Source organism: Candidatus Kinetoplastibacterium galatii TCC219, assembly GCF_000340905.1.
GTDB classification, from domain to species: Bacteria; Pseudomonadota; Gammaproteobacteria; order Burkholderiales; family Burkholderiaceae_B; genus Kinetoplastidibacterium; species Kinetoplastidibacterium galati.
In genome coordinates, this window is record NC_020284.1 from 765005 (window position 1) to 782414 (window position 17410).

Below are 17410 nucleotides of genomic sequence, written 5' to 3' on the forward strand. Positions count from 1 at the left end.
ATAAATAACAGTCTATTTAAATAACTGTACTCTCTATACATCAATCGTTAATATTTACCTCAATTTAATATGCAAATCTTTTAATTGATCATCATTAACAATAGATGGTGCTTCAGTAATTAAACACTGAGCTCTCTGAGTTTTAGGAAATGCTATAACATCTCTTATAGAATCAGAATTAGTTAATAAGGCAACAATCCTGTCAAGACCAAAAGCTATACCACCATGAGGTGGGGCCCCATATCTCAAAGCATCTAACAGAAAACCAAACTGCTCTCTTGACATCTCTTCATCAATACCTAGTGCTTTAAATATTTTACTTTGCAAGCTACTATTAGATATGCGTATAGAGCCACCTCCTATTTCCCATCCATTTAATACCATGTCATAAGCTTTAGAAATGACCTTATCATACTCTTCGTTATCAAGGAAAGCATCATGACCATTTTTTATACTTGTAAAAGGATGATGTACAGCAGAGTACCGATTATTTTTATCGTCAAATTCAAACATAGGGAAATCAATTACCCATAACGGTCTCCAACTATTTGAAAATATCCCTGTGGCCTTTCCAAACTCACTATGACCTATTTTCACTCTCAAAGATCCCAGAGAATCATTAACTATTTTATTTTTATCAGCACAGAAAAAGATAATATCTCCATCTGATACCTCAATATGTTCCATTAATTTTAATAGAATTGAATCATTAATATTTTTTAATATTGGAGACTGTAATCCATCGCGACCATCGCCTACTTTATTCACTTTTATATATGCCAAACCTTTAGCACCATAAATTCCTACAAATTTTGTATAATCATCTATCTCTTTTCTAGAAAAATTAACACCACCTGGTACTTTTAAAGCAGCTACACGACTATCAGAGCTAGTTGCTGCATTAGAAAAAATTTTCAAATCAGAATCAGCCACTATATCAGTGACATCTATAAGTTTTAGATTTACTCTAAGGTCTGGTTTATCAGAACCATAATTATACATTGCTTCTTTCCAAGTCATAATTGGAAATGTTTCTGGTAAGCTAATATCCTTAACTTTTTTAAAAATAAACTTAATCATGTCTTCGAATATATGACGTATCTCGTCTTCTTCTAAAAACGATAACTCGCAATCAATCTGAGTAAACTCTGGCTGTCTATCTGCTCTTAAATCTTCATCACGAAAACATTTTGTAATCTGATAATATCTGTCAAACCCAGAAATCATCAACATCTGCTTAAAAAGTTGTGGTGATTGAGGAAGAGCAAAAAAATGCCCTCCATGTACACGAGATGGTACTAGATAATCACGAGCTCCTTCTGGAGTACTTTTTGTTAGCATAGGAGTTTCTATTTCAATAAAACCCATCCTGTCTAAGAAACTACGTACAGCAGAAGAAACACTATATCTTGTCATTAGGTTTTTTTGCATCTTAACTCTGCGCAAATCTAATACGCGATTGAGCAATCTTGTATTTTCTGACAGATTTGTGTCATCCAGTTGAAATGGCAAAGAGATTGCTGCATTGAATACTGTAATCTCATCACATAAAACTTCTAGATTACCAGTAGACATATCAACATTAACTGTTCCATCTGGGCGTGATTGAACTATGCCTGTGATTCCTATACAGAATTCATTACGAAGAGTTTCTGCTGCACTAAATACTTGTTTATCAGGGCTAAAAACAATTTGCACTAAACCAGTTCGATCACGTAAATCTATAAAGATTACGCCGCCATGATCACGTCTACGATGTACCCAGCCATACAAAGTGACCTTTTGTCCTAAATTTTTACTACAAACCTGTCCAACATAGCAGGTACGCATTGGAATAACTCCATTTAATAATAAATAAGGGTGTACTATAACACTAATATTTTAAATCATAATATTTAGAATTATTATTTAATCTTGTGAGATGAAACAACACCCATTGAAACAATATATTTCAGAGCTGTATCTACGTTCATATCTAAAGGCTTAATAACATCTCTCCCAACTATCAAGAAGAAACCTGATGTTGGATTTGGTGTTGTAGGAACATAGACGCTAATATACTCATCGAGTGGCAAATAAGATACTATATTATTACCAGGTGTTCCTGTAAGGAAAGCTATAGTCCAACAACCTTGTCTAGGATACTCAATTAGAACAGCTTGTCTAAAAGATTGGCTATCAGATGACAAAACCGTGTCGCTAACCTGCTTAACAGAATTATATATAGAACGTACCAATGGTATTTTACCTAAAACAGCATTCCAGTAACCTAATAAGGTGCGTCCGATCAAATTGGCAGTCATTACCCCACTTGTCCATATAACCACCACAACCATAATTAACTGAAAGCCTGGTATATCATAGCCAAATAAATATTTTGAAGATAAGAAATTTGGAACAGAGGCTTCCATTATGCCAACCAATAGTCCTAACACCCATAAGGTTATGACTATAGGAACCCATACTAACAAACCAGTAATGAAGTATTTTTTAAACATTGATATCACTTTTAAAACATTACTGAGAAGAACCCCAGCGGTTAGAGTTTAGATTATTTATAATAGTGAGTTGAATATATCAAGCAGAAACAGTCATAAAAATGCTTTAACAAACAACAACTAATGGGTATATTTTATCGTAAATATATAATCTTATGATAATTAAATTTATTTTGTTTTTCAAAATACTCTACAAAAATTATATTTTGTTTTCATAAGATCATAGAAACAAGAAACATCAATATACAAATAAATTAGTTAATATTTAAATACTAAAAATATTTAGATTTTACACAATAAAATCACAATCATGAATTAAACATGGAATTTAGTTAATACAGAACATATAATGTAACCTATATAAAATACTTTTGTACAACTGGTGTTTGTAATTTCACACAAGAAAAAGCTAAAAACCACAAAACACTACATGATAGTAAACCCAATTCGAAATGACACTGTGTCATATGTTTTAGTATTTAACATTACACTAGTGTAATGTTAAATTGCTATGTCTAAATTTTAATTTTTTAAATCTGTATGAGAATGATCTATGGATAAATCAATAGAACACGAGTTTCATTTTTCAAGACGTGCTCAACAATTAACAAGTTCTGCTATTCGGGAAATCCTTAAAGTTACAGAAAGAGCTGAAATAATCTCGTTTGCAGGTGGGTTACCAGCTCCCAGTGGGTTTCCTGTCGAAGTAATAAGAGCAGCTTTCGATAAAATATTACGTGATAATGGTAAAGTTGCGCTTCAGTACGGAACAACAGAAGGTTTTGCGCCCTTACGTCATTGGATTACTGAAGAAATGAATAAAGAGGGAGCAAATATAACTAGTGATCAAATATTAATGGTATCAGGATCACAACAAGCTTTAGATCTGATAAGCAAAATAATGGTTAATGAAGGAGATAAAATACTTGTAGAAAATCCAAGCTACTTAGGAGCTTTACAAGCTTTCAGTGTTTATCAACCCAACTATATGCCTGTATTAACAGATGATGGTGGTCTTGTTCCTGATTCCATAACACCTCAAATTGCTAAGGATGCACGTTTTATATATGCCTTACCTAACTTTCAAAATCCTACTGGACGAACTCTCAATTTAGAAAGACGTGAGAAACTAGTTAGCATAATGGCTAATTTAAATATACCTATTATAGAAGATGATCCTTATGGTGAATTAAGGTATAATGGAACACCTAAGCCTAGTCTCCTATCACTATCCAATAAACTTGGTGGAACTGTTATTAGATTAGGAACTTTTTCTAAAGTTCTAGCCCCAGGATTAAGACTAGGTTACATTGTAGCCCCAACAAATATCATTAAAAAATTGGTTCAAGCAAAACAAGCTGCTGATCTTCATACTTGCACCTTAACTCAAATGGCTGTATATGATGTTGTTAAGGATGGATTTCTTGAAAAACATTTACCAAAAGTAAGAAATATTTACAAAACTCAAGGTAGTTGTATGCTTGAAGCTATTCGAAAAGAGTTTCCAGCTGAAACAAAGTGGACAAAACCAGAAGGAGGTATGTTTTTATGGATAACATTACCAGAACATATTAATAGCACAGAGCTTCTAAAAAAAGCAGTAGATAGAAACGTTGCTTTTGTGACCGGCAGACCTTTCTATATTGCCCCCGGATATGGACAGAACAATACTATACGTCTGAGTTTTGCGACAGTTCCAGAAGAAAAATAAAAATAGGTATTTCTATACTAGGTCAACTCATAAAAGAAAATCTATAAAACAAAATATGAAAAACGACAAAAACCTTAATGACATCAATACGAATAGTTTCTTAAACACTATTTTACCAAGCAATTGGATACCTTTCATTATACTTTGTCGTTTAGATAGGCCAATAGGTATATGGCTAACTTTGCTACCATGTTTCAGTGCCCTTATAATATGCTCTGATGGAATACCTAATATAAGTAATATTGTTATATTTTCTGTCGGAGCAATATTAATGAGAAGCATGGGATGCACATTTAATGATATCTGTGATTATGAATTCGACAAAAAAGTAAGCAGAACATGCTATAGACCGTTAGCTATAGGTAGTATAACTTTGAAAAAAGCTATCACCTTTCTTTTAATACAACTAATATTATGCTCATCACTTTTAATTTTCATAAACCACAACAGTAAGTTGCTGAGCATAATATTAGTTCCCATAGTTCTAATATATCCTTTATGTAAAAGATTTACTTACTGGCCGCAAATCATTCTTGGAATATGCTTTAATTGGGGAATACTGATTGCATGGTCAGAGGTGACCAACTCTATTACTTTAAATACTTTTTTATTATGGTTTGGAGCAATATTTTGGCAAGTAGGTTATGACAGTATATATGCATATGTAGATTCAGAATATGATAAAACTATAGGGTTAAAATCTACAGCCATTTTATTCTCAGAAAATGGAAAATTTTTTATATCATTATTTTACTTGTTTGCATTAATTTTTTGGTTTTTGGTAGGATATAACCTGAAATTACATTTCAGTTATTACATAGGAATGACGGTTATTCTTTTACATTTCATGTGGCAAATTATTAATTTCCAACCAAAAAATCAGAAGAGAAATTTCTATCTATTTCTTCAAAATATCTGGGTCGGAATATTACTAGTATCATGTTCACTTACAGGTACTATGTTCATAAAATAAAAAGCACTCATTTTTTAGCAAAGAAATAATTTTCTTTGCTAGGGAACATTCCAGAACGAACTTCTTCAGCATAACATTTAGCTGCATGTTGTATATCTTTTCCTACATTTGCATAAGTCTTGACAAATTTTAAAGAAGAATCTGGATTCATTCCTAATATATCATCCACCACAAGAACTTGACCATCACAATCGGAAGAGGCTCCTATTCCAATTACGGGAATATTTACTGCTTCTGTTACTTTTTTACCTATAGACTCAGCAACACATTCTAATACCAAAGCAAATGCTCCAGATTGCTCTAAAGCAATAGCTTCTGATATAACATTATCAACAATATGTTGATCTGGGGAAAGAGCCTTAAACCCACCAGAAATATTAAATTTTTGAGGCATTAATCCTATATGACCCATAACTGGTATTCCTCTTTTATGAAGGAAATAGACTGTTTCTGCCATCTCTTCTCCACCCTCAAGCTTAACACCACTGGCTTTAGTTGCTGATAATATATGAGCTGCATTTCTAAATGCTTGTGATTTTGATTCTTGATAGGATCCAAATGGCATATCAACTACAACACAAGCATTTTTAGAACTCCTAGCCACTGCAGATCCGTGCGCTATCATCATATCTAATGATACTGACAATGTGTCGTTAAAGCCATAAATAACCATTCCTAATGAATCCCCAACTAATATAATATCCACATACGGATCAATATTATTAGCTACTGAAGAAGTATATGCTGTCAACATTACTAGTTTTCTTTTCCCTTTTGATTCTTTAATGAAAGGTATATTTTTCCGATTTTGATGAAGAGTAGTCATGTTTAATATTTTCTTATAAATTATGTGGTAATATTTTTACTAATATTGGGTTTACTGAAACTAAAATGGGATGTCATCTTCCATTTCTGAGATACTCATATTATTTCTCTCATTATTTGAGGTATTTCCTTTATGATGTGATGTGCCCTCCTGGGACTCCATGACTGATGTATCCTTGTTACCCAACATCTGCATTTGATCTGCAACTATCTCAGTGATATATCTATCAGACCCTGTGTCTTTATCCTGCCATTTCCTTGTCTTTAGCCTTCCTTCTAGATATATAGGTTTACCTTTTTTTAAAAATTCTCCTGCTATCTCTGCTAAACGGTTATATAAAACAACTCTATGCCACTCGGTCTCTTCTTTTCTTTCTCCGCTATTTCTATCCTTCCATTGAGATGTTGTAGCTATAGATAAGTTACAGATCGTAGAACCTTCAGGAGTATATCTCAGTTCAGGATCGCGTCCTAAATTTCCTAGAAGTATGACTTTATTAACAGATGCCACTATAATTACTCCAAGTTATTAATAAGATTTGTTTTTAACTATTAGATGAAATAAATTTTTGGAATGTTTAATAGCAACTATAGAATATATGTTTTATATTTCTAGATATTACTAAACATGATAATTAACCTAAAAATAAAGTCTCTAATATTAACGAATAAAATATTCTGATATTTTATATAGAAGTAGAATACAACACTTATCTTCAGTGAAAATTTTATAATGAGTTATATTCATATACAAGGTGCACGCACTAATAATTTAAAAAATATACACATTGACATACCTCACAATAAATTAGTTGTTGTCACTGGAGTATCAGGATCTGGAAAATCTTCATTAGTATTTGATACTATATACTCAGAAAGTCAAAGAAAATATATAGAGAGCATGTCAACTAGCTTTAGGCAATTTATCCATATGCTAAGACAACCTGATATTGATTTAATAGATGGATTGTCGCCTGCTATTGCAATCAAACAAAAACCAAATTATAAAAACACAAGAAATACTGTTGGAACAGTAACAGAAATACATGATTACGTAAGATTATTATTTGCAAAAATCGGTATACCTTTTTGCCCAAAGCATAATGAACCGTTGATAGTAAAAAATATTAGTCAAATAACTGATTGGACAATGTCTCTGCCAAAAAATAACGACATACTAATACTCTCTCCTGTTACAAAGGATGACTTTGCGTCACTGGAGACAATATGTAGAAATTTATTGGCACAAGGGTTTTTAAGATTGTATATTGATAATCAGATTATAGAAATAGAAGAAGCTATAAATGATAAAAAATTAGATGGTATTAAAAAAATAGCCGTAATCATAGATAGATTAAAGATTAAAGAAAATCACAAAGATCGTTTATCTTCTAGTTTCGAGATAGCAACAAAAATAGGTAGAGGTCATGTATTAATAAAAAATCTAAGTAGTGGTAATGAGAAAACTTTCTCTACTGTGCATTCATGTCCAATTTGTAATTATTCTATAGATATAATTGAGCCAAATTTATTTAATTTTAATAGTAAAGGATGTTGTAAAAAATGCAAGGGTATAGGCACAGAACACTATTTTGATAAATCCATTATTATTAATAATGGCAAATTATCTGAGATACTAGAGATATATTGCCTAAAAAATGGTATTACAATAGAAAAATTATCTAAGATTTATGGACTAGATAGCGAAGAATCATTTGACTCCATAGATATAAACAAAAAGTATTTTATGCTTAGTAAAATAAAAGTACCTCATGGGTTACAAGAGGAAATAAATCCCACTCCTGAAGAAATAATTCCTTTCTTAGAAAATTTATCTAAAGAGAATAAATCAAGTTATTTAAAATCATTATTAAATAAATGTCAAAACATAAGACCTTGTTCAGAATGTAATGGTACTAAATTGTGCCTAGAAGCTAGGCATGTCATGTTATATTCTGATTCTAAAACAGATAAAAAAAATCATTACACTTCAATATCTGAAATCGAATCTATGTCTATAGATGATTGTTTAATGTTTTTTGAGAATCTTAAAAAACACGGAGATCTCATATCAGAGCCAATATTAAAACGTATACTTCCTCGCTTGTCTTTTTTAATCAAAATGGGACTAGGTTATCTATCATTAGGAAGAAATATAAATACAATTTCCGGTGGAGAAGCCCAAAGAATCAGACTCTCTAGTCAAATATGTTCAGGTTTAATGGGCATAACTTATATTCTTGATGAGCCATCCCAAGGACTACATAAACATGATACTAAAATACTTATAAATGCACTAAAAAATCTCAGAGATTTAGGAAACAGTGTAATTATTATAGAGCATGATAAAGAAATTATATTATCAGCAGACTGGATTGTAGATATGGGCCCAGAGGGTGGTAAAAAAGGTGGTTTTATAACAGCTCAAGGCACACCAAAACAAGTAATGGATAATCCTAACTCATTAACTGGATTTTATTTAAGAAATAATTTTAATGATAAAACTTTAAAAAAATGTATTAATAATCAAACTAAATGGCTACGAGTAAAAAAAGCAAAGTTTAATAACCTGAGATCCATAGATGTTCGCATACCAGTAGGATACCTAACATGTGTTACCGGAGTATCTGGATCTGGAAAATCAACTCTAGTAGATGATATAATCAAATATGGAATAATGAATAATCTATCTAATTATAAAAGTTCTCCGGATAGATATGATTCTATATATGGAGCTGAATTTTTTGATGATTTAATAAAGATAGATCAAAACAGTATTAGGAATTGTACAACTAATAGTAATATTGCTACATACTGCGGGATTTTTAATACAATCAGGGAGCTCTTTTCTAAAACAATAGAATCTAAAAAAAGAGGATATGCTCCAGATAGATTTAGTTGTAATATAAGAGGTGGCAGATGTGAAATATGTAAAGGAGCAGGTACAAGTAAAGTAGAAATGTATTTTATGCCTGATATATACGCAATTTGTGAAGAATGTAAAGGTAGCAAATATAATAGGGAGACTCTCGAAATTTATTACGGTGGTCTAAATATTAGTAATGTGCTTGATATGACAATCGGAGAAGCAAAAACTTTCTTTAAAAATATACCTAGAGTAATTAGTAAAATAGATATGTTAATAGAGTTTGGTTTGTCATACTTATCACTAGGACATAGTATCAATTCATTATCTTGTGGTGAATCTCAAAGAATTCAAATTTCTATTGAACTATCGAAACAAACTAAAGGTAGAACATTATATATTTTAGATGAGCCAACTGTTGGATTACATGATCATGATGTTAAATTTTTATTAAATGTAATAAAACGTATAATAGATAGTGATAACACTGTTATAGTGGTAGAACATAATATAGATATAATAAAAATGGCAGATTGGGTTATAGATATTGGCCCAGGAGGAGGCATAAAAGGTGGATCTATTATAGCTCAAGGAACTATAGACGCAATAGCTAGCTCTAAAGATAGCTATACTGGTATATACTTATAATGAATTTTAAATTGACTATAAAAACATTCTCATCACAAATAATCTGAGAATCTGAGTGTTAATTAAAATAATAAAAAGTATAGACACAGAAAAACTCAACATCAATATAAAATAAACAGCCCGTGTCTATACTTATTATATATCACTAGAATCAAAACAAACCGGTTGCTGTTTTATTTAACACATATTCTATAGCGTCATTTGATACATTCTGAATAACTGCTTCTCCTATCTTTTTCATAAGAATAAAACGTATTTCACCGCTATCATTCTTTTTATCCAATAACATTAATTCTAGCCATCTATCTAGACCAAAATTTGGAGCCTTAGATGGACATCCTATAGATGAAACCATGTAACGTACACGAGCAACATCAGTTTCTTTGAATCCAATAGAATATGCTGATAATTCGGCAGCCTGTACTAAACCACAGCCAACAGCCTCACCATGTAACCATTTACCATAGCCAAGTCCAGATTCTATTGCATGACCGAAAGTATGACCAAGGTTAAGTATAGCCCGAATACCAGACTCTTTTTCATCTTCCCCAACAATATAGGATTTCAGTTCACAAGAACGTTTAACAGCGTACTCTATAGCGATCTCGTCTAGGCCAAGTAAATTATTAACATTATTCTCACACCATTCCCAAAAATCATAATCTAGTATTAGGCCATATTTAACTACCTCTGCTAAGCCCGCAGAAATTTCTCTAGGAGCAAGAGTAGTAAGAACATCTGTGTCTATTTCTACAGAAATAGGCTGATAAAACGATCCTATCATATTCTTTCCCATAGGATGATTTATAGCTGTCTTGCCACCAACTGAAGAGTCTACTTGTGCTAGGAGTGTAGTAGGAACTTGAATAAAACGGATACCACGCATATATACTGATGCAGCAAAACCAGTCATGTCTCCTATAACTCCGCCACCTAAAGCTACTAATACAGCTCTCCTATCTAGCTTGAAACTTAATAAAGAATCGAAAATTTTATTCAATGTAATCCAATCTTTATATTTTTCCCCATCAGGTAATTCGACATAGAAAACATTTTTTCCTGTTCTTAATAATACATCTCTAACACGCTTACCATATAGACCACCAACGGTAGAGTTGGTAATGATGGCAATAGAAGTTGCATCTTCAGGTATGCTATGATCTAAATAATCCAATCTACCTGATTCAATATTAATCGGATAGAATCCATTTGTAATATTTACCTTAACTAAATTCATTTAAATTTCTCGTATGTTTGTAAAATAGATACTAAATTATTAATTAAGTCACTAATACTAGTGTTACTAGTATTTATAATGATATCAGCAACTTCTCTGTAAATAGGGTCTCTCTGATTCAGTAAATCTCTAAGTTTTTCATAAGGTTTACTCGTATTGGTTAAAATCGGTCTATTAGAATCTAAGCTAGTACGCTGAAATAAATCATCAATTGATGCTTGAAAATATACGACAATGCCTCTTTTCTTTAAAATATCTCTATTCTGATTAGAAAGTACAGCCCCACCTCCTGTTGCTAATACTGTATTAATTTCATTAGAACACTCTAATAGAGCTATCTCTTCTCTTTTCCTAAAACCAACTTCTCCTTCTATTTCGAATATAGTTGGTATATTTACCCCGCAGCGGTTCTCAATAGCAAGATCTAAGTCAATGAACTTCCGATCTAAAATATTAGAAATATTCCTTCCTATAGTTGTTTTGCCAGAACCCATCATGCCAATTAAAAAAATTGGTGTGTCATAAGGTAGATTTTCCTTAACAATATTTGCAAATTCCATATTTTGATTTCTAGATTCAGGTAATATACTCTCTAAATCAACCATTTTAGATAATTTCCTTAAATTAATCATAAGATAATTATTACTTATAAAGAACAAAATTAAAATAAATTAAACACATTTAAAATATTTTCTTAAATAATTCAAACTGATTAAAACTAACAATATTTGTAATGAAACAAAAATATATATTGCCAAAATTTTTGATTAATATCATCACCATATCTCTAAGTATACTTGCCATTATTATCTTTGTAATTTGTATACTTATTTCATTAACTTGGAGAAAACTGCCAGATCTTAGTGCAATGATAGACTATAAACCAAGAATCCCTTTGAGAATATATAGTTCAGACAATATATTAATTGGAGAATTTGGAGAAGAACGTAGGAGTGTACTCAATTTCCAAGATATACCAAATATAATGAAATTATCAATATTAGCAGCAGAAGATGATAGATTCTATAAGCATGGTGGAATAGATTGGATCGGTATAGTTAGAGCTGGATTAATAAATCTAAAAAACATGTCAAAAACTCAAGGAGCTAGTACTATAACAATGCAATTAGCTCGTAACTTTTATCTGTCATCAGAAAAAACATACTCAAGAAAATTATATGAATTAATGCTAACTTTAAAAATAGAATCTGAACTAACAAAAAATAAAATATTAGAACTCTATATGAATCAAATATATCTAGGTAATAGAGCATATGGTTTTGCCGCAGCTTCATTAGTATATTTTAACAAGCCATTATCAGAAATTAACTTGGCCGAATCCGCTATGCTTGCCGGAATACCAAAAGCTCCATCAATTTTTAATCCCATTTCAAATTTTAAAAGAACAAAATTACGCCAAAATTATGTTCTAAAGAGAATGATATCTCTTGGATACATAACAATGAATGAATATCGAGAAGCAATTGATACAGATGTAAAAATCTACAATGCATTCAAAAAACAACATGTTTATGAAGTTCATGGGGAGTATGTAGCTGAACTAGTTAGACAGCTTCTATTTAAAAACTTCAAGAGTGACCTATATTCTAAAGGCATTAATGTATACACTACCATAAGATCAAAAGATCAAGATTCTGCCTATAAAGCTGTAAGGAAAGTAGTTATTGACTATACAAAAACAAAATATTTAGGTCCAGAAGATCAAATAGAAATACCAATAGAATTAGACATTTCATCAATTTTGTCTGGAAACAGAATCACAGAAATATTTGATAAATATAATGATAGTGACGAAATATCTGCAGCATTAGTTATATCAGCTAATGATGAATATATAACAGCAATAAAGAAAGATAAAGTTATTGTAAAAATAAATAAAGCAAACAGCAATATAAACAATAATGAATTATCAAAAGAAATAAAACGTGGATCAATAATACATTTATATAAAGATAAAGAAGAACTAAGGATTATAAATATGCCAACTTTGCAAGCAGCCTTTGTCTCTATATCACCACAAGATGGCCGGATACTCTCTTTAGTTGGTGGTTTCGATTTTTATAGAGGAAATTTTAATAGAGTAACACAAGCATGGAGGCAGCCTGGATCGAGTATTAAACCATTCATATACGCATCAGCTATAGAAAAAGGAATATCTCCTGCAACAAGAATTTCTGACCTTCCTTTAATTATGACAGCAGAGCAAACAGGATCAAAAGCGTGGAATCCAAAAAACTATGGTCATAGATATGAAAAAGATATGGTGTCTATGCGAAATGGTCTTTATAAGTCAAAAAATATGGTATCCATAAGAATATTGCAAAATATAGGGCCTGAATACGCTAGAAATTACTTAGAGAAATTTGGTTTTGATAAATCACGTCAACCTGCTGTTATATCACTAGCACTTGGAACAGGACTAGTAACTCCTTTGCAATTAACAAGCGCTTTCAGTATATTTGCTAATGAAGGACATCTAATACCTCCATACTTAATAGAGAAGGTAACTGATAGTTATGGTAGAACCATCATGCAACATAATAAAATCAGGCCTAACAAAAGCAACCAAGCCATAGACTCACGTGTAGCATATATAATGAATGATATCCTAAGAGGTGTTGTGAAACATGGAACAGCATCTAAGGCTAAAAAAGCGCTAAGACGTGATGATATAGCCGGCAAAACTGGCACAACAAATGATTCAGTTGATGCATGGTTCTCTGGATATACAAAAGATATCGTAGCAACAGCATGGGTCGGATTTGATCAGCCTAAATCCTTAGGATCAAATGAGACAGGTAGCAACATAGCTATGCCGGTATGGATTAATTATATGAAAGATGTAATTAGAAATTATCCTGAGCAAGAAGAAAAAAAGGTCCCAGAAGGAATAATTGTATATAACAATGAATTATATTTGAAAGAATTCCCACCTGAGATAGCCATATCAGAAATTAAACCATCAGAAGAGTTTTATGATGAGGAATTAAGAAATGTTATACAAAACAGATTTGAAAACTAAAACTTTAAAACAACTTTTCTGCCAATAACATCTGAACAACATTTTGATAATAAATCATAAAAATCTAAACCGTTTCGGTTATCTATCCATCTACCATTATCGTATTTATAATGGAATCCACCAATATTACTTACAGCGAACCATAACTCTTGTATACTATTCTGACTGTTAATAACCATACTTCTTCCATTATCAAATCTGATGCTCAAGACATTACCATTCTTCGCAGTGTCTACCTCAGATGAAAACAGATCATTGATCTTATCTTCAACATCTTCCAGAAGCTTATCAATTAAAATACTAAAATCGGAATCTTTCATAATCTTTATTAAAAATAATAATAAATATAGAATAGCAAAAACTATTATGCTACGTTAAACTAATTCACCTACTAATTTCATGCCTAATAAGAAATTTACCATTACACTAATCACTGTTATATTAACTTGTAGTACACTTAGCTCATGTGGATACAAATGTCAACTTAATTCAAACAATCCAATTTATAAAAATAAGACCTACAATATAAGTATGCTATTAGATAAAAACCATTATAAGAATATACACTTAAATAATAATTGTACATTATGAAGAATCATAACTTTAAATTTAAAAATAATCTTTTGTTCGTAGAAAATATTTCTGTTCCCTCTATTATAGAGAAGTTAGGAACACCTCTCTATATTTATTCTAAAAAAGCAATATTGGAAGCTTGGGATAGTTATTATCAGGCTATCAAAAATAGAAATTGTTTGGTATGTTATGGGATGAAAGCAAATTCTAATTTAGCTGTTTTAAAGGAATTTTCAAAACTTGGTTCTGGTTTCGATATAGTCTCAGGTGGTGAGTTAGAAAGAGTACTTGCTATTAAAGCAGATCCTAAGAAAGTTGTCTTCTCTGGAGTTGGTAAACAATCATGGGAAATAGAGAAAGCAATAAAAGCTGGCATAAAATGTTTTAATGTTGAATCTGAAGCAGAACTTCATAATATATCAAGAATAGCAAAACACTTTGGCTTGGTAGCCCCTATATCCTTAAGAGTAAATCCAGATGTAGATGCTAATACTCATCCATATATATCTACCGGATTAAAAGAAAATAAGTTTGGGATATCGATAAATACAGCTTTTGATTGCTATCAAGTGGCTAGTAAACTTCCAAATATTGATATAGTTGGTATAGATTGTCACATAGGCTCACAACTTACAGAAATTAAACCTTTCATAGATTCATTAGAAAAAATTATACTGTTAATTAATAAAATTAATACCTATGGAATACAGATAAAACATATTGATATAGGTGGCGGGATAGGTATTCAGTATAAAGAAGAATCATGTATATCACCTAAAGAACTTATTGATAAAGTTTTTGATAAATTAGAAGATAATAATCTAGAACACCTACAAGTTATACTTGAGCCTGGTAGATCTTTGATAGGAAATGCCGGTATATTAGTCACAAAAGTTCAATATTTAAAAGAATCTGAAGATCGCAATTTTGCAATAGTAGATGCTGCAATGAATGATCTTATAAGACCAGCGCTATATCATTCATATCATGAAATAGTCACTGTAGTAGAAAGAAACGTAGCAAAAAAAGAGTATGATGTTGTCGGCCCTATATGTGAAAGTTCTGATTGGTTAGCTAAAAATAGATTGCTTAATGAGCTACAAGAAGGAGAACTTTTAGCAATAGAGTCAATTGGAGCATACTGCATGACTATGGCAAGTAATTACAATACCAGAGGACGTGCAGCAGAAATTATGGTAGATAAATCAGACTACTATATAATAAAAAGACGAGAAACTATAGATGATTTATTAAGACTAGAGTCAACCATATCTTAAGACCAATATAAAAAACAAGACATCTTTTAATTAGTGATGTCTTGTTGGTAAGATTCATAATTTATATCATTAAGGCAATTATCTAATCAAAGTGTCAATACTACATAATATATACTTCCATTCTTCGTCTAAAATACTAGACACATTGCCACAAGATGAGCTCCCAGAAGTCTGTTTCGTAGGAAGATCAAATGTTGGTAAATCAACAGCAATTAATAAAATAACAAATAAAAAAAAGTTAGCTTTCTCAAGCAAAACACCTGGCCGTACCCGTCTTATAAACATGTTTAACATAGTTGAACAAAAAAACCACAAAACCATTGGTTATCTAGTAGACCTTCCTGGCTATGGTTATGCAAATCTATCTAATCAAGAAAAAATTGACTTTGAGAAAAATTTAACTAAATATGTTCAATACAGAAAGTCACTAGTAGGAATAATACTACTAATAGATATGCGTAGAGGTATTACATCCCTAGATAATGATTTTCTAAATTTAGTAAACTCGAAACCTATAACAATAATGCTTACTAAAGCTGACAAGTTAAATCATACAGAACGTTTAATAATAAGAAAAACAACTACTGAAAAGTTAATTAAATTTAAAAATATTACAGACATAGTAGAATTTTCCGCTACTAAAAGAATAGGGATATCAGAGGTATCTGATATTATAAACAAATTAATTACATAATAGGACTTAGATATGAACTCACAAATTTTTTCTCCATCATATCCAAAATCAAGAATGAGACGCCTTAGGAAAAGTGATTTTATCCTTAGAATGCTAACAGAAAATAATTTGTCCACTAACAACTTAATATTCCCTTTGTTTGTTATAGAGGGAAATAGAATAAAAGAACAAGTATCATCAATGCCTGGAATATATGTTTATTCTATTGATGAAATACTATATATGGCTGAGAAATGTATAGAACTAGGAATCCCTACAATAGCACTGTTTCCTGTTGTAAATCCTGAGCTAAAAACAAATAATGGTATAGAGTCGATTAATGCTGATGGACTAATACCTAGAACGGTAATTGAAATTAAAAAACATTTTCCAGAACTAGGAATCATGACCGATGTAGCCTTAGATCCTTATACAATACATGGCCAAGACGGCATATTAGATAACAATGGATATGTTTTGAATGATGAAACTATTACAATGCTTACAAAACAATCTCTTTTACATGCCAGTGTAGGAGTAGATATAGTAGCACCTAGTGATATGATGGATGGAAGAATAGGAGTAATAAGACAAGAACTAGAATCTAATCAGTATAAAAACACCATAATAATGGCTTATTCTGCTAAGTACTCCAGTTCGTTCTATGGACCTTTTAGGGATGCTATAAGATCCACCAATAATTTAAAAAAAGGAAATAAAAATAGTTACCAAATGAACCCAAGTAACATAGATGAAGCTATTAGAGAAGCAGCTGCTGATATTACTGAAGGCGCTGATATGCTGATAGTTAAACCCGGCATGCCATACCTAGATGTATTAGCTAAAATTAAAGAAAAATTCAGAATGCCAACTTTTGCTTATCAAGTAAGCGGAGAGTATTCTATGATAAAAGCTGCTTCACTAAATGGCTGGATAAGGAATGATGAGATAATACTAGAATCTCTTATATGTTTCAGACGGGCAGGAGCAGATGGTATACTAACATACTTTGCTTTGGAAGCTGCAGAATTATTAATTAAATCAAAATAAAACGCAATTAGACGATTTATAAAACTCAAAAATAAT

Annotated in this window: 13 protein-coding genes and 1 pseudogene; 7 read left to right on the forward strand and 7 right to left on the reverse strand. The window is 31.2% G+C overall.

Annotated features, from left to right (window positions below):
- Positions 1-54: 54 nt before the first annotated feature.
- Together aspS and ST1E_RS03570 are read right to left on the reverse strand one after the other, a co-directional pair.
- Positions 55-1830, reverse strand: a complete 1776-nt coding sequence (gene aspS / locus ST1E_RS03565) for an aspartate--tRNA ligase (RefSeq protein ID WP_015389876.1) — start codon at positions 1828-1830, stop codon at positions 55-57.
- A 74-nt stretch (positions 1831-1904) separates the two neighbouring features.
- Positions 1905-2498, reverse strand: a complete 594-nt coding sequence (locus tag ST1E_RS03570) for a DUF502 domain-containing protein (RefSeq protein ID WP_015389877.1) — start codon at positions 2496-2498, stop codon at positions 1905-1907.
- Between the two features lie 553 nt (positions 2499-3051).
- Between ST1E_RS03570 and ST1E_RS03575 the strand changes: the two are divergent.
- A pseudogene (locus ST1E_RS03575) lies at positions 3052-4256 on the forward strand (aminotransferase-like domain-containing protein).
- Positions 4257-4264: 8 nt separating this feature from the next.
- Positions 4265-5182, forward strand: coding sequence for a 4-hydroxybenzoate octaprenyltransferase (gene ubiA / locus ST1E_RS03580; protein WP_015389879.1), 918 nt, complete (start codon positions 4265-4267; stop codon positions 5180-5182).
- 7 nt (positions 5183-5189) lie between these two features.
- Here ubiA and panB read toward each other — a convergent pair whose 3' ends face one another.
- Together panB and ssb are read right to left on the reverse strand one after the other, a co-directional pair.
- Positions 5190-6008, reverse strand: coding sequence for a 3-methyl-2-oxobutanoate hydroxymethyltransferase (gene panB, locus ST1E_RS03585; RefSeq protein ID WP_015389880.1), 819 nt, complete (start codon positions 6006-6008; stop codon positions 5190-5192).
- A gap of 60 nt (positions 6009-6068) precedes the next feature.
- Positions 6069-6518, reverse strand: coding sequence for a single-stranded DNA-binding protein (gene ssb, locus ST1E_RS03590; RefSeq protein WP_015389881.1), 450 nt, complete (start codon positions 6516-6518; stop codon positions 6069-6071).
- 222 nt (positions 6519-6740) lie between these two features.
- Here ssb and uvrA point away from each other — a divergent pair, with 222 nt between their 5' ends.
- A complete protein-coding gene (gene uvrA / locus ST1E_RS03595) occupies positions 6741-9521 on the forward strand; it encodes an excinuclease ABC subunit UvrA (protein ID WP_015389882.1) in 2781 nt (926 codons plus the stop codon).
- Positions 9522-9672: 151 nt separating this feature from the next.
- On the opposite strand, the gene aroB is transcribed toward uvrA, so the two are convergent.
- Together aroB and ST1E_RS03605 are read right to left on the reverse strand one after the other, a co-directional pair.
- Complete coding sequence (gene aroB, locus ST1E_RS03600; RefSeq protein WP_015389883.1) at positions 9673-10758, reverse strand: 3-dehydroquinate synthase; 1086 nt, start codon at positions 10756-10758, stop codon at positions 9673-9675.
- Positions 10755-11390, reverse strand: coding sequence for a shikimate kinase (locus ST1E_RS03605; RefSeq protein ID WP_015389884.1), 636 nt, complete (start codon positions 11388-11390; stop codon positions 10755-10757). The genes aroB and ST1E_RS03605 overlap by 4 nt, the downstream gene beginning before the upstream one ends.
- 101 nt (positions 11391-11491) lie before the next feature.
- Between ST1E_RS03605 and ST1E_RS03610 the strand changes: the two genes are divergently transcribed.
- Positions 11492-13801 (forward strand): penicillin-binding protein 1A, encoded by a 2310-nt coding sequence (locus ST1E_RS03610; protein WP_015389885.1) that lies wholly within the window; start codon positions 11492-11494, stop codon positions 13799-13801.
- On the opposite strand, the gene cyaY is transcribed toward ST1E_RS03610, so the two are convergent.
- Positions 13798-14121, reverse strand: a complete 324-nt coding sequence (gene cyaY, locus ST1E_RS03615) for an iron donor protein CyaY (RefSeq protein WP_015389886.1) — start codon at positions 14119-14121, stop codon at positions 13798-13800. The genes ST1E_RS03610 and cyaY overlap by 4 nt on opposite strands.
- Positions 14122-14388: 267 nt before the next feature.
- On the opposite strand from cyaY, the gene lysA reads away from it, so the two are divergent.
- The 3 genes from lysA to hemB all read left to right on the forward strand — a co-directional run bounded on the left by lysA (position 14389) and on the right by hemB (position 17374).
- Complete coding sequence (lysA, locus tag ST1E_RS03620) at positions 14389-15651, forward strand: diaminopimelate decarboxylase (protein WP_015389888.1); 1263 nt, start codon at positions 14389-14391, stop codon at positions 15649-15651.
- Between the two features lie 91 nt (positions 15652-15742).
- Entirely contained in the window at positions 15743-16345 is a 603-nt protein-coding gene (yihA, locus tag ST1E_RS03625) for a ribosome biogenesis GTP-binding protein YihA/YsxC (protein ID WP_015389889.1), read from the forward strand.
- Between the two features lie 12 nt (positions 16346-16357).
- Positions 16358-17374 (forward strand): porphobilinogen synthase, encoded by a 1017-nt coding sequence (hemB, locus tag ST1E_RS03630; RefSeq protein ID WP_015389890.1) that lies wholly within the window; start codon positions 16358-16360, stop codon positions 17372-17374.
- The last annotated feature ends 36 nt before the right edge of the window (positions 17375-17410 follow it).